The 23,580-nt window shown below is 45.1% G+C and carries 17 protein-coding genes; 12 read left to right on the plus strand and 5 right to left on the minus strand.

Annotated elements, in window-relative coordinates:
• The first annotated feature begins 185 nt into the window (after positions 1-185).
• From ACYQ0Y_RS07165 to ACYQ0Y_RS07185, 5 genes are all read left to right on the plus strand, one after another.
• Positions 186-1,484 (plus strand): amino acid permease, encoded by a 1,299-nt coding sequence (locus ACYQ0Y_RS07165; RefSeq protein WP_407883442.1) that lies wholly within the window; start codon positions 186-188, stop codon positions 1,482-1,484.
• Between the two features lie 288 nt (positions 1,485-1,772).
• Complete coding sequence (locus tag ACYQ0Y_RS07170; protein WP_407883444.1) at positions 1,773-4,385, plus strand: cation-translocating P-type ATPase; 2,613 nt, start codon at positions 1,773-1,775, stop codon at positions 4,383-4,385.
• A gap of 157 nt (positions 4,386-4,542) precedes the next feature.
• Positions 4,543-5,250 carry a response regulator transcription factor gene (locus ACYQ0Y_RS07175; protein WP_407882803.1) on the plus strand — a complete coding sequence of 236 codons (708 nt, stop codon included), beginning with the start codon at positions 4,543-4,545 and terminating at the stop codon, positions 5,248-5,250.
• A complete protein-coding gene (locus ACYQ0Y_RS07180) occupies positions 5,237-6,280 on the plus strand; it encodes a sensor histidine kinase (protein WP_407882805.1) in 1,044 nt (347 codons plus the stop codon). Before ACYQ0Y_RS07175 ends, ACYQ0Y_RS07180 begins: the two co-directional genes overlap by 14 nt.
• A gap of 301 nt (positions 6,281-6,581) precedes the next feature.
• The gene (locus tag ACYQ0Y_RS07185; protein ID WP_407882807.1) at positions 6,582-8,174 is read left to right on the plus strand and encodes an SSURE domain-containing protein; all 1,593 of its coding nucleotides are present in this window, start codon (positions 6,582-6,584) and stop codon (positions 8,172-8,174) included.
• A gap of 124 nt (positions 8,175-8,298) precedes the next feature.
• Here the strand turns inward: ACYQ0Y_RS07185 and ACYQ0Y_RS07190 are convergent, their stop codons facing one another.
• From ACYQ0Y_RS07190 to ACYQ0Y_RS07200, 3 genes are all read right to left on the minus strand, one after another.
• Positions 8,299-10,419, minus strand: a complete 2,121-nt coding sequence (locus ACYQ0Y_RS07190; RefSeq protein WP_407882809.1) for an ATP-dependent Clp protease ATP-binding subunit — start codon at positions 10,417-10,419, stop codon at positions 8,299-8,301.
• 72 nt (positions 10,420-10,491) lie between these two features.
• Positions 10,492-10,713, minus strand: coding sequence for a helix-turn-helix domain-containing protein (locus tag ACYQ0Y_RS07195; RefSeq protein WP_407883446.1), 222 nt, complete (start codon positions 10,711-10,713; stop codon positions 10,492-10,494).
• A 176-nt stretch (positions 10,714-10,889) separates the two neighbouring features.
• Positions 10,890-11,951 carry a TMEM175 family protein gene (locus tag ACYQ0Y_RS07200; protein WP_407882811.1) on the minus strand — a complete coding sequence of 354 codons (1,062 nt, stop codon included), beginning with the start codon at positions 11,949-11,951 and terminating at the stop codon, positions 10,890-10,892.
• A gap of 143 nt (positions 11,952-12,094) precedes the next feature.
• On the opposite strand from ACYQ0Y_RS07200, the gene ACYQ0Y_RS07205 reads away from it, so the two are divergent.
• Positions 12,095-13,489 (plus strand): FAD-binding oxidoreductase, encoded by a 1,395-nt coding sequence (locus ACYQ0Y_RS07205; RefSeq protein ID WP_407882813.1) that lies wholly within the window; start codon positions 12,095-12,097, stop codon positions 13,487-13,489.
• Positions 13,490-13,609: 120 nt separating this feature from the next.
• Here the strand turns inward: ACYQ0Y_RS07205 and ACYQ0Y_RS07210 are convergent, their stop codons facing one another.
• Complete coding sequence (locus ACYQ0Y_RS07210) at positions 13,610-14,524, minus strand: DNA/RNA non-specific endonuclease (RefSeq protein WP_407882815.1); 915 nt, start codon at positions 14,522-14,524, stop codon at positions 13,610-13,612.
• Positions 14,525-14,782: 258 nt separating this feature from the next.
• On the opposite strand from ACYQ0Y_RS07210, the gene ACYQ0Y_RS07215 reads away from it, so the two are divergent.
• From ACYQ0Y_RS07215 to ACYQ0Y_RS07240, 6 genes are all read left to right on the plus strand, one after another.
• Positions 14,783-15,652: a COG4705 family protein gene (locus tag ACYQ0Y_RS07215; RefSeq protein WP_407882817.1), complete on the plus strand. Its 870-nt coding sequence runs from the start codon at positions 14,783-14,785 to the stop codon at positions 15,650-15,652.
• A gap of 90 nt (positions 15,653-15,742) precedes the next feature.
• Positions 15,743-17,428, plus strand: a complete 1,686-nt coding sequence (locus ACYQ0Y_RS07220) for a hypothetical protein (protein ID WP_407882819.1) — start codon at positions 15,743-15,745, stop codon at positions 17,426-17,428.
• A gap of 35 nt (positions 17,429-17,463) precedes the next feature.
• Positions 17,464-18,165, plus strand: a complete 702-nt coding sequence (locus ACYQ0Y_RS07225) for a response regulator transcription factor (RefSeq protein WP_407882821.1) — start codon at positions 17,464-17,466, stop codon at positions 18,163-18,165.
• Positions 18,155-19,540: a sensor histidine kinase gene (locus tag ACYQ0Y_RS07230; RefSeq protein ID WP_407882823.1), complete on the plus strand. Its 1,386-nt coding sequence runs from the start codon at positions 18,155-18,157 to the stop codon at positions 19,538-19,540. The genes ACYQ0Y_RS07225 and ACYQ0Y_RS07230 overlap by 11 nt, the downstream gene beginning before the upstream one ends.
• Before the next feature lie 90 nt (positions 19,541-19,630).
• Positions 19,631-20,272, plus strand: coding sequence for a DedA family protein (locus ACYQ0Y_RS07235; protein ID WP_407882824.1), 642 nt, complete (start codon positions 19,631-19,633; stop codon positions 20,270-20,272).
• Between the two features lie 42 nt (positions 20,273-20,314).
• On the plus strand, positions 20,315-20,599 hold the full coding sequence (locus ACYQ0Y_RS07240) for a hypothetical protein (RefSeq protein ID WP_407882826.1): 285 nt from the start codon (positions 20,315-20,317) through the stop codon (positions 20,597-20,599).
• A 200-nt stretch (positions 20,600-20,799) separates the two neighbouring features.
• Here the strand turns inward: ACYQ0Y_RS07240 and ACYQ0Y_RS07245 are convergent, their stop codons facing one another.
• Positions 20,800-23,529 carry an HAD-IC family P-type ATPase gene (locus tag ACYQ0Y_RS07245; protein WP_407882828.1) on the minus strand — a complete coding sequence of 910 codons (2,730 nt, stop codon included), beginning with the start codon at positions 23,527-23,529 and terminating at the stop codon, positions 20,800-20,802.
• Positions 23,530-23,580 lie beyond the last annotated feature (51 nt).

Genomic DNA, 23,580 nt, shown 5'->3' on the forward strand with positions numbered 1-23,580 from the left:
CTTTGCCTAGCCCAGCCCGAGCAATTGGCTAAACCCGCCAACCGCTCAGTCTCAGCTAGTGCTCAGGATCACCCGGCTGATTCCACTCTGAGTTATATAATAATAAATTTATGAAAGGTGGTGACGAGTTGGCAGACTCACAGACCGGACATCTAGTACGTAAACTCACTCATCGCCATATTCAAATGATTGCCTTGGGCGGCACCATTGGTACGGGACTATTTTTGGGTTCTGGTAGTGCAATTCGCCAGGCAGGTCCAGCCATCATTCTCGGTTACGCCATCGGAGGTTTCTTTTGTTACCTCATGATGCGGGCGCTGGGAGAACTATTATTGTCCGATTTACATAAAACATCGTTTTTAGATTTTATCGAAACGTATTTTGGCCCGCGGACCACCTTTGTGATGGGTTGGATTTACTGGCTATGTTGGTTGAGTTTAGCGATGGCTGATTTAACTGCAACAGGAATCTATCTTCACTATTGGTGGCCAACGTTGCCACAATGGGTCGCTCCGCTTGTCATCATTGGTTTATTGGTTGGTATCAATTTACTTTCGGTTGGGGCATTTGGTGAACTAGAATATTGGTTCTCAATGATTAAAGTGCTCACCATTGTAGCCTTAATCGGCTGTGGTTTAATCATGTTAGTACCAGGGATTTCATTAAACGGTCATGCGGCTAGCATGGCTAATTTATGGCAACATGGCGGTTTTTTTGCGACAGGCTGGCATGGCTTTCTAGCTTCATTTACATTAGTGATCTTTGCCTTCACTGGGATCGAAATGTTAGGGATAACTGCTGGCGAGACGGCCAACCCAAAGCAGGAACTACCACGCGCCATTAATAGTCTGCCACTGCGAATGATTTTATTTTATGTCGGCGCGCTGTTTGCCATGATGGTCATTTACCCGTGGAATCAATTATCATCACACGGTAGTCCGTTTGTTCAAGTGTTCAGCGGTTTAGGGATCAAAGTTGCGGCTGGTATCATCAACTTTGTCGTGCTGACGGCGGCTGTTTCGGCTGCGAACAGTGCCTTATTCAGTACTAGCAGAACTTTATTCGTATTGGCCAACATGGGGGGCGCTCCGAAACGATTAGGGCGCGTTAACCGTTACAATGTTCCCCGTGGAGCAATGCTGGTTTCAGCAATAGCGCTGTTGCTGACGGTCTTACTAAACTATTTGCTACCCGCGCAGGTTTTTACACTTGTAGCGAGTGTGTCGACCGTAAATTTCATTGTGGTGTGGCTCATGCTAGTCGCCTGCCATGTTCGCTATTTAAAGTTGCACCGAACTGAACCACGTCTTTTTGCGTTACCTTTAGCGCCGTTTACAGATTGGCTAACGATTGCCTTCTTTGTGCTGGTGTTGTTAGGCCTAGTGCTAGATGCCAATCGTTGGTGGATGGTCGTTGGTTCTGGGGCAGGAATTATTGGCTTGAGTCTACTAAGTCGGATCGTGATTAAAGCGCCGACTAAATAGGGAATGTTTGGCTGGTTATTCCTGGCTAATAGCAATAGCACGCTACTTTTTCGTCGAGTTACGCGAGTTCGATATTTGTGCCTAGCCTGCCAACACTAATTAGCAAAAGCGTAAATCGGTACTGACCAGCGAGCACTCAGAATTATTCAGCTGGTTCAATCGGCTCATATAAGCATCTTCTTTGCGTTACAATAATATTTATTGATAAAATTGATATACGAGTCGTGCATGACAGGCGGTTATGTCGCGATCGATTCCACCGAAGCCAGTATAGAAAGGACTGAGGCGATGAACCAGATTGCACAAACACAATCACCACACACGTTGATTGAAACCGGACTTAGCCAAGCAGATGTGACCAAACGGCAAGCCGCTGAGGGCCAAAACGTGTTGCAAGAACAACGACCACCGAGTCTTTGGCAGAAAATTGGACGTCAATTAACTGAAGTGACGACGATTATTTTGCTAATCGCCGTGGCGTTATCAACATACATGGCCATTGTTCTAGATGGCGGTTGGACAAAACCAATTGTCATCGGAGCCATCGTGTTGCTTAATGTGGTCATTGGATTATATCAGGAACGCAGCGCAGAACGAGCGTTAGCGGCTTTGAAACAAATGAGTGTCCCAACGGCGCGCGTGCGGCGGGATGGGCGTGAGCAAGAAATTCCGGCGTCTGAAATTGTCGTTGGCGATATTGTCTTGTTAAAAGCCGGTGATCAGGTACCGGCCGATGGTATTTTAGAATCAGTGACCGCTTTAGCGGTTGACGAGGCAATTTTAACAGGTGAAAGTGAAGCCGTTGAAAAATCCGTGACGGGTAATGGCGCAGATGTCCAATCAGTTGGCGACCAAATTAACCGCGTCTTCTCAGGGACTTCCGTCACGCGCGGTTCTGGTATTATGCTGGTGACTGCGATTGGGATGCGGACCCAACTGGGAGAAATTGCTGATTTATTGAATGCCACGAAACCACACGAAACATTGTTACAAAAGCGGTTATCAAAGTTAGCGTTAATTTTAACGGGTGTAGCTGTGGCTGGTGGTGCGTTAATTTTTGGTCTGAGCATGGTTCAAAATCTTGGCTCAACGGCTGACAATCTAATGATGGGCATCTCGCTAGCGGTGGCAGCCGTCCCAGAAACATTGCCGGTTATCGTGACGATTAGTTTAGCGGTTGGTGTGCAAAAGATGGCGAAAAAAAACGCGATCATTCGCCAATTGAATGCTGTGGAAACGATCGGCAGCGTGGATGTGATTGCGTCTGATAAGACTGGGACATTGACGCAAAACAAGATGACCATTACACGGCTGTGGGTGCCCGGTCAAACGCCAGAAATGGTGACGGACCAGCCACTGAGCGAAAGTGGTCTAGCGCTAATTAAATATTTTGGGCTATCCACCAATGCGACAATTGATCAAACGGATGCTGGCGAACAGACGAGTGGAGATGCAACGGAATTAGCAATTGTGCGCCTGCTCGCTCAACAAGAACTCACGCGACGGCAATTAGAAGCGACTCGACCGCGAGTGGCTGAACGGCCCTTTTCCTCTGACATTAAATCGATGGCGACCTTGCACCAGGATGAAGATGGTCACTATTTACTCATTGTCAAAGGGGCGCTTGACCGGTTACCAGTAACACTTAGCACCAGTCAGCGCGATCAGTTAGACCAAATTCACCAAGCGTTTGCCAAAGATGCGTTGCGCGTGTTAGCGGTCGGGTATCGACAATTTGATCAAGATCCGGGCGATGATTTGGCAGCGTTGGAGACAGACTTAACGTTTGGTGGACTCATTGGGCTGATTGATCCGCCACGACCAGAAGCAGCCCCAGCGGTTAAAAAAGCGCGTGCGGCCGGGATTAAACCAGTTATGATTACCGGTGATCATCCGGAAACGGCGCAGGCGATTGCCCAACAGATCGGGCTGTATCAACCAGGAGATCTGACTGTAACGGGCGCGCAGATGGCTAAATGGTCCGATGACAAGTTACAAGAAAAAGTCGATCAAGTCAGCGTGTTTGCTCGGGTATCTCCAGAAGATAAGATTCGGATCGTAAATGCTTGGCAGATCCAAGGCAAAGTGGTTGCGATGACTGGTGATGGGGTCAACGACGCCCCAGCACTAAAAGCAGCTGATGTCGGGATCGCAATGGGGATTACTGGTACTGAAGTCGCTAAGGGCGCTGCCGATATGATTTTAACCGATGATAACTTTGCTACGATTATTGATGCGGTTGCCTCTGGTCGAACAATTTATCAAAATATTTTAAAAGCCGTTGAGTTCCTAGTTGGGGTCAATTTTGCCCAGATTTTCTTAATGCTTGGTAGTGTCCTATTTGGCTGGGGTGCCCCGTTAATTGCGGAACAGTTATTGCTGATTAATGTGCTGGCTGACGGGATTCCTGGTTTCTACCTCGCCCGCGAGCCTGGTGAAGCCTCAGCGATGCAAGCACCACCAATTCCAAATGATCAGAGTATTTTTGCTAACGGATTGGGTAAAAGAATGGCTTGGCGAGCTGGTATTTATACGGGATTAACGCTCGGTATTTATGCGCTCGGTCGGTTTGTGCTCTCGGATAATCAGGCGATCGTTGGTAGCACGATGTTGTTTATCGTCTTAGCCATTGGCTCAATGATCGACATCTATCCAATCAAGCGCCGTGAGCCGTTGACTTGGGCCGCAATCAAGAGTAATCGTTCTTTAAACATCGCCTTAGCAGTAGCAGCGCTGTTAATTTTGGCCGTTGCCATACTCCCAATGCTTCAGCAGATGTTCGCGCTGACCAGTTTAACGGCGGGGCAGTGGCTAATCAGTTTGGTCGCGCTGTTGATACCGACGTTCTTGTTGGAGGCTTTAAAGCGCTGGCGTCAAATAGGTAAGCAAACGATCAGATAGCTTTTAGATGGTTAGCTTGAAACTAATGAATTTTTCCGTTTTGGCGTACGATTATGCCAAAACGGTTTTTTACTGTCATTACGAAGCCCTTCTGGTTGCCTTTTAGATGAAGCGGGGTTTATGGTCAATTTATCTATTTACGCGATGGAGGAGAGTTATGGTAAAGGGCGCCATTTTAGTGGTCGATGATGAAGCAACGATTGTTGACGTGACCAAACGTTATCTGGAACGTGAGGGCTTCGAAGTCGTGACAGCTAATGAAGGAAAAACGGCATTAAATGTCGTGAAATCACGAATGATTGACCTGATTATTACGGATGTAATGATGCCCGAAATGGATGGGTTTGATTTTATGGAGGCGGTTTTAGATTATCGGCCTGAACAGCCATTTCTATTTATTACTGCTAAAACCGAAGAGCGTGATCGACTATATGCATTGACATTAGGGGCGGACGATTATGTGACCAAACCATTTTCGCCTCGTGAATTGGTTTTGCGGGTTAAAAACATTTTGAATCGAATTAAGCGAGGCGCTAGCGAAACGAAGATTCAGTTGGGACCATTGACCATGCAGTTTGAGCAACGGACAACAAGGTTATATCAGACACCGGTGAGCTTAACTAATAAAGAATTTGACTTATTGTGGCTATTGGCTAGTGAACCCAATCGTGTATTCTCAAAAAGCGAATTATATCATCAGGTATGGGACGTTGATTATTTCGACGATGCTAATACGCTCAATGTGCATGTGCATGATGTGCGTGATAAACTGCAGCAGATCGCCGGTGACCGGCCGGTACCCTCAATTAAAACAGTGTGGGGGTTAGGCTACCGATTGGAGGATCAGACCCGTGAAATTACGTAATGTATTGATTGTTGCCTTTTTCACCCCGGTCATATTATCAGCGGTAATCGCGTGGTTGGCGGTACAACGTATGCTGTTAACGGGTAGAGAAGCCCTTGAATTGGTCGTGGTGATGGTCGGCACGAGTATCATCGGGTTGAGTGTTAGTTATGTTATGTTACGTCCAACCTTTCGTGGTATTCGTCAGTTAAGTCGGCAAACACATGCGATTGCCGAACAAGACTTCACGACGTCAGTTAAAATTGAACGTCCTGCTGAGTTGCGTCAATTGGCGAATGATTTAAATCAAATGGCTGACCAATTACAACAAACTTTCGTCGATTTAAAACGAATTAATGATGAACGAACGACGATGGTAGCCCAATTGTCCCACGATATTAAAACACCGTTAACCTCTATCCAATCACAGACTGAGGCAATTTTGGATGGCGTTGTGTCAGATGGCGAGGTATCAGATTATCTGCGATCAATTGAACAGCAAGTGACGCGTTTAAATGGGCTTACGGACGACCTACGTGCATTGGCTTGGATGGATCAGCCAATGGAAACTTTACGTCAAACAGATCAGATTTATGTCGATCAGTTATTGGTGATGATCATGGACGGTTTTAAACCACAACTTCATCGTGAACAACGTCACGTAAAAATTGATCTTGACCCAAGCGCAGAGCGACTGATGTCAAATCGACAAGCCGTGGAACGCGTTTTACAGAATTTAATCACGAATGCGATCCATTACTCGCCCGTTGGTACTGATTTAACGATCAAGGTTACCCGGTCAGATGATGTTTGGCGTTGTGCCGTTATTGATCAAGGCATTGGCATTGCGCCAGCTGATCAAGAAAAAGTCTTCAAGCGCTTGTATCGGGTAGAAAAATCGCGCAATCCACGGACGGGCGGAAGCGGGTTGGGACTATATATTGCTCGCCAATTAGCTCGCCAATTAGGTGGTGACGTGACCTTAACGAGTACCCTCGATCACGGCAGCACTTTTGTTTTTTCATTGCCACAGTCAATGCGAGTGAGTTAGTTCATGAGCTACGATCGTATCGGTTGCTTATTCAAATGCTGACTAAAAGTTGAAATGGACCTGCGAAATTATCATAAATTCGCAGGTCCATTTGGTTAGTGGAAAATTTTGTTAAGGGCAAGACATGACTATTTTTGCAGAAGTCCGTTTATGATCAAATAATTTCTCAGCACGTGTCGATTTAAGAACTAAATAAGAATTGAATAAGAGACGCTTTAGAGCCAGTTGTTATGCTGTTCATTGTCCAATGAAGTAAATCATTCCAAAATATTGTCTTGGTACAAATCTGGAGGGAAAATTCATGATCAAAAATAAAGTTCAGTCTACAAATCAAGTCGTTTCGACTCGCTTTAAGATGTATAAAGCAGGTAAAGTCTGGTTATTTAGTAGTCTTGCTGTTGCAGCTTTCTATACCGGATTTGGTGGCCAAATTACAACCGCCCATGCGGATGCGCAATCAGTGACTGAAACCCAAATCGTGACACCGTCATCGGCAGCTCCAAGTTCTAATGCTGCAGCGGTCGCGTTAACACCTACTTCATCAGCGGCTACTACAGTAGGGGTGATGTCGGCCAATGTGACTTCATCTAACTCAACAGTTAAAGCTTCTTCTGCAGCTAGTTCACCTGTCAGTGTGGCGCCAGCTCAAACGACAAGTACAGCAACCGCAGCAACATCGGCGGTGCCAACGGCTGCTCAATTAACGACTAATATTAAAGATAACGTCACTGTGCCAGCAAGTTATTTGGCCAACGCACAATATCCTGGTCCTTTCACAGCTGGCGTAAACCAGCAAATTCCATTTAACGCCTTTGGTGGTGATGGGATGTTGACCCGATTATTATTGAATTCGTCTGATGGTGCACCATGGTCAGACAATGGAGTGGCTAAAAATTCCGCTTTGTTGCCAATCTCTGCAAATGCAGATGAATTTACCTATGAAGTTGATTTAAATGGCAATACAGTTGGAAAGGCTGGTCAAGCTTTATTAAATCAACTGAAAGATAATGGAAAAACGGCTTATGCTGCAACGGTTAAGGTATTTGCTAAGGGTGATACGACAGCACCGGTTGCTACCAAATCGGTGACCATTAATTTAAATGGGCTAACAGATCACATTAAATCAACGATTAACGTACCTGCTAGTTATCTGTCTGCCGCTAATTACCCAGGCCCATTTACAGCTGGGGTTAATCAAGTCATTCCATTTAGTGCTTTCGGTGGCGACGGCATGTTAACCCGATTGCTGCTGGATTCTGCCGATGGCGCTCCATGGTCAAATAATGGTTCAGATAAGAATGCTGCTTTGTTACCAATCGGAATGAATGCAGACGAGTTTTTCTATGAAGTTGATTTAAATGGTAATACAACAGGCAAATCAGGTCAGGCATTATTGGATCAGTTGAAAGCTAATGGAACGATGACTTATAACGCTATCGTTAAAATATATGGCGTAAAAAATGGACAAGCAGATTTGACTAATGTTCTTGGAACGAAAACAATTCAAATTACGCTAAATGGCGCTTCAACTGTGTCTAGTGATAGTCAGGCTGGTTCTTCAGATAAAATTGGTACGACAGCTACTAATGTGACGGGTTCAATGGCAGCTAGTTCGATGAATTCTGGAAATCCAAGTAATAGTCAAGCAACAAAAATGCAAGCGCAAAGTGCTTCAAACATGGATCAATCCATGTCGATGATGGCGGCTGCTAAGGCGGGTACCAGGGCTCACGCAAAGATGGACGTTCAGCAAAAGTCGGCGGCTAAGCATTCGATGCAGCAATTACCTCAGACAAGTGCTGATCAAATGACAGGTTGGGCCGCAATTGAGGTAGCGATCTTGGCGAGTTTAGCAGGTTTAGCAGGCGTTTTAGGCTTACGTAAGCGTCAGTAATTTTCTAAAATATGTAAAACAAAAGGCCACGGAAATCGTTTCATTTCCGTGGCCTTTTGTTTTTGAACTATCTAAAGTGGCGGCTTGAGTTAATCAGGCTATTTAACACGATGCTATTAAAAGACTAGTTGTCCAAGTCACGAATTTTAATCTGATCATCTACCAAATCAGCTTCGAGGTGTTTAGCATCCAAGTGATCCAAGTAGAAGTCAGTGACTTGGTCGCGAATTTGCTGTTCAATGACGCGCCGTAGCGGACGAGCGCCCATTGCTTCATCATAACCTTGGTCAATAAGCCAATTCTTAGCCGCTTCGGTAACTGTTAAGGTGATGTCTTTCTTAGCCAATGTTTGATTGACGTCATCGATCATTAGGTCGACGATTTGATGCAAGTCGGTTTTAGTTAAGTGGCTGAATTCCACGATTCCGTTAAAGCGGTTCAGGAATTCTGGGCGGAAGAACGGCGCTAATTTGTCCATCAAAGTCTCATCATGTTTCGCGTCATCGGTCAGGCTTTCACGACCAAAGCCCGCATTGGAAGTCGCGATAATGATCGTGTTTTTGAAGTCCACCACGTTACCTTGACCATCAGTAAGCCGACCGTCGTCCATCACTTGTAACAATAAGGTTAGAACTTGTGGGTTAGCTTTCTCAATTTCATCGAGCAAAACAATCGAATATGGGTTTCGACGAACCTTTTCCGTCAGTGTGTTGGCGTTATCTTCATAACCGACATAACCAGCAGTCGTTCCGATCAACTTGGAAACAGCGGTCGTGTCCGTGTATTCACTCATGTCTAATCGGATGATCGCGTCTTTACTGCCAAACATATCTAATGCTAATTGTTTGGCCAGTTCAGTCTTCCCGACACCGGTTGGCCCAACGAACAGGAAGCTCCCAATTGGACGGTTGCCTTCGTCAAATCCCGCCCGGTTTCTCCGGATTGCCCGAGCAACCATGTCGACAGCTTCATCTTGACCAATGACCTTGCCTTTCAGCCGTTCATTAATTGTCTTTAACCGTTCAATGTCACTGGCGCCCATTTGTGACACCGGAATGCCAGTTAAACGTTCGATGGAGGCCGCGACATCATTGACTGTTGCAACTGGCCGTTTGGCATCGCCATCCGCGTGTTGTAGTTGTTTGGTGAGGTCGTCTACCTTAGCCTTGGCCGTTGCGGCTTGTTCGAAATCTTCTTCTTCAGCAGCCTTTTGCTTGTCAGCTTCGGCTTGCTTCAATTCAGCTTCCAGACTAACTTTGTCAGTGACGGGATGTTGCGCGGCTAAGTGGGCGGCGGTCATGTCCAATAAGTCGATAGCTTTATCTGGCAAAGAACGTTGTGGAATATATTGAATTGAATAATCCACAGCGGCCTTTAAGACATCATCAGGAAGATCAACATGGTGGTGCTTTTGATAGAGGTCGCGGATCCCCTTTAAGATGGCGACAGTGTCGGCGGCACTTGGTGCGTTCACTGTCACATCGTTGAATCGTCGTGCTAAGGCCGCGTTTTTCATGATGGTGTTGCGATATTCGTCTTGAGTCGTGGCACCGATCACGGTCAATTCGCCGCGACTTAATGCTGGTTTAATGATGTCAGCTAAACCTTTGCCACCATCCTCACCGCCAGTTGAGCCAGTCCCCAAAATCTGATGGATTTCATCAAAGAAGAGAATCACGTTACCAGCGGATTTAACTTCCTTAATCAAGTTTTGAATGTTTTCTTCAAAGGAACCACGATATTGCGTCCCGGCTTCCAGGGAAGACAGATCAATTGACCATATTTCTTTGTCCTTGATGGCCGCCGGTACGTCGCCACTGATAATCGCTTGGGCTAATCCTTCAACGACGGCGGTTTTACCAACACCAGCGTCACCAACAAGGATCGGATTATTTTTAGTTCGCCGGCTGAGGATTTCAGCGGTCTCTTGAATTTCTTTATTTCTGCCGATGACTGGATCAAGCAGACCATCTTTGGCGGCTTGAGTTAGATTGCGACCAAGCTTTTCTAGAATGCCGGCTTGCTTTTGAGCCTGGGCCGGGCGTTTTGAAGTGGCCGTCGCTTGGCTACTAGTCGGTAGTTTACCCGTTTGCCGATACTGGGCAAATTCTTCGGGAGTCATTTCACGACCGTTGACTAAATAGCGAGCTTCAGAGTTGAGCCCGTTCATGCGACCCATGAGTTGGTTAAAAATGTCGTCCATGTTGTTACCAAATGGATCGTTGGAAAAGTTTTGTTGTGCCATATTAAGTACCTCCTCTGTACTAAACATCCTGTTCAAAGGTTAATTTAAAGGTTATCTGGCCAAAAATAAAATTTACTGCATGTAGCGATTTTCTAACTCACGCAATATTTCCCACATCTGGACGTGTTGCGCTTGGGCAAGTGCGTCTAAATCACGAATGTTAAGGGGTGTTGCGTCAGTCTGTCTTTTATTAAATGATTTGTGCAGGGTGGTATAGCCATAGCCGCTACGTTTAGCAACTTCATAAATGGTCAGATGATGTTCTGATAAATACGTCTTGATGTCAATTTGCATCATGAGTTCAATAACCCTCCCTTCATGTAATTACTATAGCACATATGTGGATGTTCCACAAGAGTAAATGTACCACAAATGTGAAATAGTTTTTAATTGATTGGTGGTGAAGCGTTCGACACAAAACCCGTGGAGTTTCCAAACTGAGGATTCCACGGGTTTTGTATCGCAATCGCTTAATTGTGATGATTAGACTGGTTTGACCGATTTGGCCGTTGATGCATTTGTTGCCGCTGTTGTTTAAACCAAGCGGCCCACTGTTCCTTTTGTTCACGCGTGAGTCCTTGATGGGCGTTTAATCGACTGGTCACATTTTCACGCACGTCAGGGTTCGAATCTAACCATTGCTGCCAATAATTTTGATGGCGATTTTGTTGATGAGGATTAGGTTGGTTGGGCACGTGAGGATTCGGTGAAGTTGAACGAGGTGTGCGCGGACCGTTTTCAGATGTTGAGGTAGCTGGTTGCCTAGTGGCTGGTGTTGATGCTACTGATTCGTCAATTACTTCTGGGGATGAATCAGTTGGCGTATCAGCGGCTAGATTTTCTTGCGCCAAAGCGGCAATTTTTTGTTGCTGCTGACGGAAAGCCTTACGACCAGCGGCGTCAAAGGTTAGAAAATCGGCGCGTTGTTCAGGCGTGAGTTGTTCTACGTCATACATTTCCTGACGATCACCACTATTAATCAAGAAGTCAAAAATTGGGAAGCCTAGATAGAAGATGACCGCCCAGGTGGGTCTGATCAACGCTAAAATAATGACCCCAATGTTGATGGCGAACAAACCTTGATTATGTGTACCATAAATTTTAATATACACATTTTGCATATCTGTTTTATTGACATATTTGAGGTGAATGATGGTTTTGGCAAGCCCGCGAAAAAGGAAATAGATCGCAACTGATAATAGACCGTAGATGATGACGTTAACTTGCGTCGTGTTGTTAGCCATTAGACTCGTGGCAATTGGCATTAATGACAGGCCTGAGAGAAAGATAAAATCGAAAATAATGATGCGATAGTTAATCGTGTCGATTTCATTGAAGACGGTTGCGTGTTGATACCACATGTTGGCGACGTAAAAGAAACTGATGAGATAAATACCAATTTCTTTAGCCAAATTGAGGTAGGCGTTTAGATCGTTGCTGATAAACGTATGTAAGTTCAGAACCATGATCGTAATAATGATCGCGATAATGGCGTCGCTAAAGGCATCTAATCGATTTTTTAATTTTTTCATGATTACTCCAAACAATGCTTTATAATGGCTTTCATTTTACTGGTGGTTGGCTGATTTGGCTAGTTGCCGACACAAATAATTGCGCTTTGATGAGTAAATCCTTATGGTAAGTGTGTTCATAAATAATCGGAGGTGCACAGATCATGGCAGTGTTTAATGCATATTCACATGAAGAGATGATCGCAACGTTAAAACAGGCCGCACCGCATGCTGACATTTACACGGATGCCGACACGTTAGCGCAGCATAAAAATGATCCAAATGGCATTGGCGATGCCGATGGCGACTTATTGGCCTACATTGAGGTTAGCGATGTTGATGATATTAAAGGCGTTTTGGCGACGGCCAGAAAGTATCATCTGCCCGTTATTCCGCAAACGACGGCGACGAGTACTGTTTCCGGTTCGGATGCTGAAACCAACGCTCTTATGTTATCAACAGTCAAGATGAATCGAATTTTGGACATTAGTCGTGAAGATCAAGTAGCCGTGGTGCAACCTGGCGTTATCAACCAGACTTTGAATGAAGCGGCCAATAAAATTGGGATGTTTTATGCCCCCGATCCTGGATCGCGACCTATTTCAGGCATTGGTGGAAATGCCTCAACCAACGCTGGCGGTATGAGCACCGTGAAGTATGGCGCCACGCGTGATGCCGTGTTGGGGCTCAAAGTTGTTTTGGCTGACGGTCGCGAGTTAAAACTTGGCGGTCGTACGTTTAAACAAGCTTTTGGTTATGACTTAACGCATCTGTTTGTCGGTTCAGAAGGGACACTCGGAATTATTACGGAAATTACCGTCAAGCTGTTACCAATTCCGTTAGGCAAAGCAGTGATGGGATTAGCATTTTTTGACAATATGACTGCATTATCAAAAGCGGTCACTGAAGTACGAGCTTCAGGTGTTTATCCTGCCATGTTAGAAGCATTAGATGCTAAAACGGTGGCAGCACTTGACGTCTACGAAGGCACACATTACGCTGAAAATAATGGCGCAATGTTGATTCTACGGTTGGATGTCGGCGGTGATGAGGCGTTGGCAGCAACGGAAAAGATTCTCGATCAGTATGGCGCAAATCACTTACATGTCACCACTGATGATACAGAGATGGCCAGCATTGAAAAGTTACGTCAAGACATGTTGCCCGCCGTTTTTGCCGGCAATAACCATGTGATGGAGGACATGGCAGTCCCAATGTCACAGCTGGCACCAATGATGGACTATATTACTGAAGTGGCTGATCAATTGCACGTCAACGTGTTCACGGCTGGGCATGCTGGCGATGGTAATGTTCATCCCACGCTAACGTGGCCCAAGGACCAGACTGCAGTACCCGACAACGTGATCCAAGCTTTACAGTTGATGTTTAGAAAGGCCTTGGCGTTAGGCGGCACGATTTCTGGCGAACATGCGGTAGGAATGTTGAAAAATCAATGGGTTAACGAAGAACTAGGCGATAACGTCGACTATGTGCAACATCAAATCAAATCGTTATTGGATCCGATGGGGATTTTGAACCCGAAACGCAAAATCAACTAGTTGGTTGCACTTTGATAACCATTTTCTAATAGCTTAAATGACATAAAACGACCCAATTCTCCACGGATTTTCGTGAAAATTAGGTCGTTTTTGTTTGTGAATTATGAAGGTAAGCTGACTTTAATTCTGCGTCCAGCTGCCTGTTGCATAGTTAATTGTGGCACCATTTTGGTTGTTAAACACGTATACGTTGATGTTTAGTGCCGCTCCATTATCGGAGGCACTGACCGCTTGGACGTGCGTTCCACGTGGAACAATTTCGTTACCTTGATACAGTGGGGTAACCACATAGTAGACGGGAATATTGGGGCGTGAACGGACAAAGTTTCGTATCGCGGTTTCTGCGTAAGCCATTCCCCCGGCGGTATGCGTGCCTCGTCCGTTAGTCCCAACATTTTGCGCTCGCGTTCCGGTTGTGAGGTTAGGCCGTTGCATGATGGTATTGGCCGACGAGTCTGGGCCACCGAGATTACCGACTAACGACCAAGCAATCGTATGTGAGCGATTATAGAAATAGCCGCGGTAACCGACGAGTTGTGCAATGCGGTTATTGCCTCGGTAGCCAGTTGGATCAGCACTTTCAGCAAATGGTGGCCGTTTCATTCGTGAAGTTGATTCCACGGAATCATAGGTTACCAATGCTTGCCCAGTACCACTACGCCCTAACGCATCTAGGGGATCGATACTGACCCACGCGCGCTCATGATTATGGGTTAAGGCGTCGTGAATTTGTAAATGGGTTAACGTGGATTTGCCTAAATTGGCATAGTTTTCAGGGTACTTGGTCGGATCAAATTGTAACGCGAGTAATTGGGTATCTGTCGCATCGTGAGCAACCTTGGCGCCGTGAGGTTGTGGTGCTGAGGAAGTGCCCGCTAATTGGCTAGCAGATTTCGCCAAATGACGCGTTGCTTGACGAACGGAACTAGTCACTGGCGATGAGTCAGTAGTTTTAGAGTGATTAGCAAAGTAGCCACCGCCAACAACGATGAGCAAAGCAGTGAGCAATGTCAGTAGTGGATGTTTTTTTGTCATGGAATATGTGCCCCGTTTTTTTGAATGTCAGTCGATAGATTTAGTTTACCTGATGATCGATACTTTTTGGTGTTTAAAATGTATTTTGACAATTTGCTGGATTTTTATAATAAAGATTGTCGTCGATCGGCCATATCTGAACTAACTGGATAGTTTTTATGAGAAAAATTCAGATGTTTTTAAGCAAACTTGAGTAGAGGCAACTGTTCGGTGGTGGTGTAATACAGGCATAGCTTATGAATAATGCAGTGAAATTTTATGAAAGAAGTGATGAGTATGGATCGACAGTTTGCGTACAGTAAAGTCCCATTGATTACTGGCGGGTTCTGGCTAGCTAAATTGATTTCAACTGGGTTAGGAGAATCTGTTTCTGATTTTTCTGTTGGCATTTTTGGGCAAAAGAATCAAGTTGCTGGAGCTATTTTTACCGTCGTCTGGTCACTGGGTTTGTTTAGCTTCTTTCTGATTCGACAGCTACGCAATGATCGTTATCAGCCCATTAATTATTGGTTGTCCGTTGCCTTACTGGCAGTCTTTGGTACCTTTTCTGCTGATGGCTTTAAAGCAGTCACTGGGCTACATTATTTTGAAACCACGATGATTTTTTTCGTGTTGATGTTGGCTAGTTTTGCCGTCTGGTATTCACAAAGCCATGATTTATCAATTCATCACATTACCAGTCGTTTAAATGAAGTTTTTTATTGGTTGACCGTTGCGTTCTCCTTTATGTTAGGAACTGCAGCCGGTGATTGGATGGCCAGCTCTCGATCTGGAGCCTACAATATCGACACGAGTAGTTTAGGGTTAGGTTTTTTAAACACAGGGCTCTTATTAGGCGCCATTTTTTTGGTACTTGTCGCCTTTCGTCGCTTTGGCAAACCAACTCAAAATGGACTACCAGAAATCATTTCCTTTTGGGCCGCCTATGCGCTGACACGGCCGATTGGGGCAAGTTTTGCAGATTACTTTGGTTATGATTTTCACGGTGGTGTGCTCGGTAATCGTGGTATGTCACTGATCTGGTTCGTTGCCTTTGTGATCGTTTTAACGGTCATCGTCAAAAAATCCGGCTCTACGTCGGTTCAACTTGAACAGCCAGTCGAGGAAACAATGGCTCATCAAAAATAAGGTTTAGCTCAAAATCGTCGACGGGTCAGATCGTTGGCGATTTTTAAAATGATGAAGGCATCCGCAACTAGATGAAAATAGGTGAGAAGCATGCAGACAAAATCTCGTTGGCAGACGACACTATTGATCAATCTCGGATTTTTGGTGATTAGTCTAGTAATGTTTATGGCACTGGTTCATGGTTCGCAAGTCTTTGCGACAGGTGATTACCACTTTCATCAAAATCGGATTGAAAGTCTTTATGAGGCTATGCGGCATGGCAACTTTCTGCCACGGGTGGATGCCTTTTTTGCCGGTGGCTACGGTTATGCTGCTAGTTTATTCTATCCAACTTTATTCATTTATTTGCCGGCTAGCATGCGATTGATCGGTTTTAGTTCGGCGCAAGTTTATTTTGGCATGCTCATTGGTGTTTTGTTTGCGACAATGTCGGTTACTGAATGGGCCGGTCGCCAATTGAATTTATCTCGTCAACGCAGTGTTATCTTTGCCTTGTTGTATGGGCTAAGTACTTATCATTTGCAAGATTTATTCAGTCGTCAAGATTTAGGTGAAGCCGTGGCAATGGTCTTCTTTCCACTGGTGCTAGCTAGTTTGATCAAGCTTCGCCGAGGTGATCATCGGGCTTGGTTGTTGTTAGCGATTGGAATGGCAGCGATTGGTTACGCACATATGCTTTCGTTAGAAATGATGACGCTTTTTTGTGGGTTGTACGTCCTCAGTCATGGTCGGCAACTTTGGCGGCAGCATCGAGTTCGGCAGTTCTTTTGGGCAGCTAATCTTGCAGGTTTGCTGTTAGCCGCATACTTAATTCCTGTTGGTGAGCAACTACTATCCCAGACTTTTCAAGTCACTTCAACACCGTTAGTTTATATTTCACATGAAGCGGTTCCATTAAGTTCATTAATTGAAAATTCGCTTTCTAACCAAGTGTTTCACGCATCGACAGTTAATGTCGGCCCCATAATCTTATTAGGGAGCTTATTGACGTTAGTAATGGCCTTCCGCCAGGATAAGAATCGTGATTTAGCATTGATGGCAATGGCTCTTTTGTTCATGACGACAACGTTGTTTCCGTGGACGTTAGTTGACCACACATTTTTTAACACTTTGCAATTTCCATGGCGCTTATTCTCACTGATTAGTCTCCTTGTCGCCTTCGATTTAGCTGATTTAAACGTGGTTCACGTGCGCTATTATACGCGTGGACTCGTAATTTTGACGGGGCTAGTTACAATTTTACTAGGGTTACGCCTTAGCCAAAATACTGTAGCGGCCAGTCCTAAACGAGTTGAATCCGCGACTGCCTTTAATCGAATCGATTCTTACTACATCGGGTCGGGACATGAATATTTGCCCAAAGGACTTTCTTACAGCGATATATTAGATCATAAAAAGCGCGTTTTGATTTACGATCAGGAAGATGTCACCATCACGGCGGCCAAAACATCGGCTGGACATGTTGTTTTCCGATATCAAGTGCATAATCAACGACAACGAGCAACGATAACGTTGCCGCTAGTGTATTATAAGGGTATGCAAGCGATTAACCAATTTGATCATCAATTGGTTACAACGACGGAAAATCAACGTGGATTAACTAAGGTGAACGTTTCTGGCTCTGGTGTACTTAAAGTTGGCTATGCAGGCACGAATTGGCAACAGGTTAGCGGCTTGATTTCGCTGGTGACGAGTCTTTTCATCGGGCTAGAGTATTGTTGGCATCGTTGGCATCGACGATTTCGAACTCAAGGACAACTAGTGTGGTCAAGCTAATTCACCAACAGCATTACTTAGTGGAAGGATAAACGATGAGTAATCAAATTTTGATTGTTGAAGATGAGGCCAGTCTAAGTGCCTATTTGAAAACGGAATTGACTTTTGAGAACTACAAGGTGCTAGTAGCTGCAGATGGTGAGGCGGCATTGGCCTTATTTAAGGACCATCAGCAAACTTTGGGTGTGGTTTTACTCGATTGGATGATTCCCAAATTAAATGGATTAGAAGTGCTTCGGCGCATTCGTAAACAAACCACCACACTGCCAGTGATCTTTATGACTGCTCGTGACTATATTGGTGATAAAGTCGCTGGGCTTGATAACGGAGCGGATGATTATATTACGAAACCTTTTGAGATCGAGGAATTGTTAGCGCGCTTACGGGTGATCTTTCGCCGAGCTGCACAGCAAAACACGATTGCACCACGGTATCAGGTTGCTAATTTGACGTTAGATACGAAATCACATCAAGTAACTCGTGGTGATGGCGTTATTCAATTAACTCAGCGAGAATACACGTTGCTCTTATATTTGATGCAACATCAGAGCGAGACGGTTACGCGCGATGAATTACTCGACCACGTCTGGGGTGTTGACTTTGTGGGGCAAACTAACATTGTGGATGTGTACATTCGTTATCTGCGTAATAAAATTGATCGGGATCAGCGCCCGCGACTGATTCATACAATTCGCGGGGTCGGCTATACATTGAAGGTGATCACTGATGACGCTTAGGCAACGGTGGCGAATTGATCGTCATTCCAGCGCTGGATTGATTATTCGAACGTACATTTTGATTATGTTAGTGACGACTGGACTTAGTGCAGTGTTTACGGCAGGTGTTGTGAGTACCCTATTGATTCGTAACCGAGAAACAGCCGCGATAAAAGTCATTCAGTCACTACAAGCGTCTTTTGTCCATCAATCGCCCAATTGGGATGCTTGGCAAGCGACTAGTGAAGAAGATTCATCGCGAACCTACGTTAAAATCCAAACGATTACGAAAACTGGACGAACGGATGCAATTTTTTATGCGCCAGGAACGCGAGCTTATTTGGCGGCTAAACATCGCAATGCGCCAATTTTTTCAGCGGTTCGCTTTGTGGATGGGCATGGGGTTTTTTATTACCGTAGTAAACTGACGAAACGAGCGTACTATCAAGTTTGGCTAAGCTTAAATAGCATTTTGCAAGTTGTGCAGCTGACATTATTAAGTGTGTTGGTAGTTGCACTGATTAGCTTTGTCATTGGCATCACTTTGATCTTGTTGATGACACGACGGTTGACACGGCCGTTAACAGACCTGACAACAGCGACTCAAACCCGTTTAATTCGAGGTTGGCAACAACAAGCGTTATTACCTGTACCCAGTGCGCCCACAGAAGTTAAGCAGCTAGCAGATAGTTTTAATCAATTGCTGACTTCGTTGAATGACCAAATGGCACGCGAACATCAATTTGTCGCGGATGCCTCTCATGAATTGCGGACGCCATTGGCAGGTATTAGGGGCCACGTGAGTTTGTTACGCCGTCGTGGACAAGAACATCCCGAGATTATTGCTGACTCCTTGAAATATTTAGATGAAGAATCACAGCGGATGCAACATTTAGTGGAAAATTTATTGGCGATCAGCCGAAATGATCAGATGAAGTTAAGTTTACAAGCGGTGGACTTAAGTGACATTGTTAAAACGACGGTGATGGGTTACACAACGGAAATTCAACGCCGAATTCAAATTCAGGTTCCTCCGACCTGTTTGGTTTTGGCTGACGCGGAAAGCGTTCGACAAATCCTGATGGGATTGTTAGATAACGCTTTAAAGTATGCACCTGAATCGAGCAATATCACCTGTGCGTTGACCCAGCAAAACGATAAGATCAATTTGAGTATTAGTGATGAAGGTCCTGGTCTCACTGATGAGAATAAGAAACATGTGTTTGAACGTTTTTATCGAGTTGATGAAGCTCGCTCCAGCCAGGTTCCTGGGACTGGTTTAGGCTTAGCGATTGTGCAACAACTAGTGACATTGAACCACGCCAAAATTATAGTGGCAGATAATCAGCCACATGGAGCGATTTTTACAGTCAGTTTTGGGCCCTTGGTTTCATGAGAAAAACTAATTTATTCTTCAGGTGATGTAAGTAGTGCCACCTCAGCTGACCGACTATGATGAGATCAAGTTGGAAGGTGAGGTGGTTTTTTGACAACTTTATTGCTTACATTCAGCCACGTGACAACGTGGCTACCGGCACTAATGATCTCACATTTTGGACTCGTCAATCTCGTGTTATGGTTATTAGTTTTTATCGAAACCGGCGTTGTGATCATGCCCTTTCTTCCAGGCGATTCAATCCTGTTCCTAACAGGTTCATTGGCTGTCACAATTCCTCATGAAACACCATTACTGCTCATTTTACTACTCAGTTCTGCGGCAATCTTAGGTGATTGGGTCAATTTTGAAATTGGTCATCGATTTGGTAATTACGTGGTGAATAAGCAGCGGTGGCAACGGTTGATTAAGCCCAAGTACTTAAAGCGAACACAACATTTTTTCAATCGGCATGGTAATTTAGCGATCTTTTGGGGTCGTTTTGTGCCAATTGTCCGTACGATGGTGCCCTTTACCGCTGGTATGGGACAGATGCGTTACCAAGACTTTCTTAAGTTCAACGCTCTGGGTGGATTCACGTGGGTGAGCGTTGTCATTGGCACTGGCTATCTATTGGGTAGTATCCCTTTTGTCAAAGCGAATTTTGAAATCATCTTAGTGGGAATTGTGGGAATTTCACTTATTCCCATGGGATTAACAACACTGCGAACTTATTTTCGTCATCAAGTGTAGCAAAGTACAAAGTAAGCAACAAAATTGTCAGGAGATGAACGCATGGATCAAGGAAAGCTTATTGAAAATGTACTTACATTTGTTCTCTTGCGCACCAAGGCTGGTGACGTGGGGATAATGTTAAATGTTTTAGATGAACAAGTTGTCGTGGCCAGACAAGCGCAAAACATTGCGTTATTAGTTGAACTTCAGGCGATTCCATTGACGTTAATTCGACCTGAGTACGTTACAGAAATTGCGACAATCAAGCATTATTTCAAGTTACATCCTTTGCTGACTGTTCCAATGGTTTGTACAAATAGTGATGTCTTAGCGCCGTCGTATTAATCACAGTACAGACAATTCACGATCGTTAGGGGTTATTAAGCATGAGCACAAACGAAAAAGACAGTTTCCATTGAGGACTGTCTTTTTCGTTTTACACTATAGTTTGAGACAAAAGTAAAAGCAAAATTTGATTTTAAATCAAATTTGCTAAAGGGTGGGACATCAATAGCCAGCTAGTGCTCAAGCTTCATTTGGTTGATCTAATTGATGTTGGTTGAATGTTCCTTAAACTGTCGCCGTCGTTTATTCAGAGCTAGGCGAATTAGTTTATCAATTTCTGTGACAACTAATGTTACAAACCCGGCCGCAATGGCTAATCCCCATTGATTAAGTGACATGGGGCCTGTTTTAAAGATCGCTTGCATAAATGGTAGATAGGCTTGGGCGATTTGTAAGAGTAGTAATAGGCCAATCACGACAAAGGCCATCGGGTTGGTCCAGAAGCTCCTAGAAATGACGGGATGTGGCGTGCGAATGTTAAATAGATAAAAGATTTTACCCATGATGATCACATTGACGGTAATTGTGCTAGCGATGACTTGGCTGACGCCTTGACCAGTCAACAGATCAAACATCCATAAGCCCATTACGGCAATCAGCACTGACACATAAATCATCTGAAAGACATCGTGACGATTCATTAACGCGGCCCCAGTACGACGCGGTGGGCGATGCATCAGTCCATCTTCTTCTGGTTCAAAAATGAAAGCAAATTGAATCGTGATCGCTGAGACCATGTTAATCCACAACAACTGGGTTGGGACCAGCGGCAATTCTTGTTGCATTAAAATACTAAAGGCCACGATTAATCCTTCGGCAAAGCTAGTGGGTAGGAGAAAAGCAATTGTCTTTTTGATGTTGTCGTAGAGCCGGCGACCTTCGCGAATCGCTTTAGTCATCGTGGTAAAGTTGTCATCCACTAAGATCATATCTGCAGCATCTTTGGCAACGTCGGTTCCTTTGATCCCCATGGCGACCCCGATATCCGCCTTTTTTAGCGCCGTCGCATCATTGACGCCATCACCGGTCATGGCCGTGATTTTACCAGTTTCTTGATAAGCCGAAATAATGGCCAATTTGTTACTAGGGGTTGTGCGGGCAAAGACATCATAGCGATTGATCGTTGCTTTTAATTCCTCAGGAGAAAGTTGGTCAAGTTCAGTTCCAGTGATCGTTTGAATATCCGCAGCTAGGCCGAGTTGGCGGCCAATCGCGGTGGCAGTGTCTGGGTGATCTCCAGTGATCATCTTCACTTTAACGCCGGCGGTCCGCATTTCTTTTAACGCGGCGATAACTTCTTCACGTGGCGGATCAATAATCCCCACGATGCCGAGAAAATCGATACCTTGCGCGAGCGTGTCATGGTCAATTTGGTTGACGGTTTCCGGCACCAGCCGATGCCCCACTGCCACAACCCGTTTGCCGGCTTGGGTTAAGTCATGAATGGCAGTATCCCACTTAGTACGATCAAACGTAGGATCAGCAGCCTGCGCCATTTCATAAACTTTGTCTGGTGCTCCTTTGATGAAGATTTCATGTTGACCTGTGTCATTTACGGACAAACGGGCCATGTAACGATAATCGGAGTCAAAGGGAATGCGATCAAGCTCTTGATAAGCGGGGGCTGACTGGCCTAATCCCTTGTGGTACAGGGTTAAAAACGCACCATCAGTGGGTTCGCCGTTAATTAACCACTGCCCAGCCTCTTCGTATAACATCGTGTCGTTGGCCTCAAAGCCACTGATGAGCAGTTGCTTTAAAGCTGTTTCGGCGGAGACATCAACCGGTTGACCCGCTAAAGTAATGGTTCCACTAGGCGCATAGCCAGTCCCAGTGACTTGGTAGTGCGCCGTTTGGGTGATAATATCTTGAGCCGTCATTTCATTTTTGGTCAAAGTCCCCGTCTTATCAGTTGCGATTACGTCGACGGCGCCTAACGTTTCAACAGATGGTAATGTCTTGACGATGGCATGATTCTTAGCCATTTTGTTGACACCCATGGCTAAGATGACTGATGTCGAAGCGGGGAGGCCTTCAGGCAATGAACCGACAACCATCGTGATCACTGCTAAAGCCAAGGTTGGGAGCGCATAAAGGTGACGAAGCCATCCAAAAATAAACAATGCGATGGCGACCGCAATGATGAAGTAGGAAATCCACGTGCCTAAGCCGTCTAGTTCACGCATGAGCGGTGTTTTAGTCTGTTTGACATCGGTCACATCTGTCGCAATTTGACCAAGTTCGGTCTCAGCACCAGTGGCAACCACCACCCCAGTAGCACTCCCATTAGTGACCGCGGTACTGGCGTAGGCCATGTTGGTTCGGTCGGCCAACGGTGTTTTTTGGTCAATCAACGGCGCAAATGTTTTGGTGACCGCGTCTGCTTCCCCAGTTAGTGCCGCTTCTTGAATCCGTAAATTGTCGGCATCTAACAAGCGTAGGTCGGCGGGAACATTGTCACCAGCTTCTAAATAAACGATATCACCAGTAACTAAGTCTGCCGCGGGTATGTCAGTTCGCGTGCCATCACGAATGACGGTCGCTTCAGTCGAGAGCATTGATTTAATTTTGTCGAGCGCATTGCTGGCGTTTACTTCTTGGAAATAACCGATTAATGCATTGATAATCACCACTAACCCGATTACAACGGCATCTGAGTAATGACGAATCACGAGGGTAAAGGCCGCCGCAAATAGCAGAATGTAGATAATCACATTGTTAAATTGGCGGAGAAAAATCACCCATTTGGGGGTGACGGTGGTGGTTAATTCATTTGGCCCATTTTTTGCCAGGCGATCGGCAGCCATCTTAGTGGTCAAGCCTTGTTCAAAATCGGTTTGATACTGAGCTAGAACAGTTGCGGTGCTGGCGGTAAAGAGCGGACTGGGTCCAGGTTTAGCATCAGAGGCTACGTGTGTTTCATTTTCCATCGAAAGTAAACTCCTTTTTGTTATAAAGATTATTTTGGTCCAACTAGTATA

The sequence above is a fragment of the Furfurilactobacillus curtus genome (assembly GCF_054657915.1).

Excerpts from the sequence above, each read along its gene's own strand:
- ACYQ0Y_RS07190 (WP_407882809.1), bottom strand. The coding sequence starts at position 10,419 with ATGGCACAACAAAACTTTTCCAACGATCCATTTGGTAACAACATGGAC.
- ACYQ0Y_RS07225 (WP_407882821.1), top strand. The coding sequence starts at position 17,464 with ATGAGTAATCAAATTTTGATTGTTGAAGATGAGGCCAGTCTAAGTGCC.
- ACYQ0Y_RS07215 (WP_407882817.1), top strand. The coding sequence starts at position 14,783 with ATGAAAGAAGTGATGAGTATGGATCGACAGTTTGCGTACAGTAAAGTC.
- ACYQ0Y_RS07195 (WP_407883446.1), bottom strand. The coding sequence starts at position 10,713 with ATGCAAATTGACATCAAGACGTATTTATCAGAACATCATCTGACCATT.
- ACYQ0Y_RS07245 (WP_407882828.1), bottom strand. The coding sequence starts at position 23,529 with ATGGAAAATGAAACACACGTAGCCTCTGATGCTAAACCTGGACCCAGT.
- ACYQ0Y_RS07230 (WP_407882823.1), top strand. The coding sequence starts at position 18,155 with ATGACGCTTAGGCAACGGTGGCGAATTGATCGTCATTCCAGCGCTGGA.
- ACYQ0Y_RS07175 (WP_407882803.1), top strand. The coding sequence starts at position 4,543 with ATGGTAAAGGGCGCCATTTTAGTGGTCGATGATGAAGCAACGATTGTT.
- ACYQ0Y_RS07170 (WP_407883444.1), top strand. The coding sequence starts at position 1,773 with ATGAACCAGATTGCACAAACACAATCACCACACACGTTGATTGAAACC.
- ACYQ0Y_RS07200 (WP_407882811.1), bottom strand. The coding sequence starts at position 11,951 with ATGAAAAAATTAAAAAATCGATTAGATGCCTTTAGCGACGCCATTATC.
- ACYQ0Y_RS07185 (WP_407882807.1), top strand. The coding sequence starts at position 6,582 with ATGATCAAAAATAAAGTTCAGTCTACAAATCAAGTCGTTTCGACTCGC.
- ACYQ0Y_RS07220 (WP_407882819.1), top strand. The coding sequence starts at position 15,743 with ATGCAGACAAAATCTCGTTGGCAGACGACACTATTGATCAATCTCGGA.
- ACYQ0Y_RS07165 (WP_407883442.1), top strand. The coding sequence starts at position 186 with ATGATTGCCTTGGGCGGCACCATTGGTACGGGACTATTTTTGGGTTCT.
- ACYQ0Y_RS07205 (WP_407882813.1), top strand. The coding sequence starts at position 12,095 with ATGGCAGTGTTTAATGCATATTCACATGAAGAGATGATCGCAACGTTA.
- ACYQ0Y_RS07240 (WP_407882826.1), top strand. The coding sequence starts at position 20,315 with ATGGATCAAGGAAAGCTTATTGAAAATGTACTTACATTTGTTCTCTTG.
- ACYQ0Y_RS07210 (WP_407882815.1), bottom strand. The coding sequence starts at position 14,524 with ATGACAAAAAAACATCCACTACTGACATTGCTCACTGCTTTGCTCATC.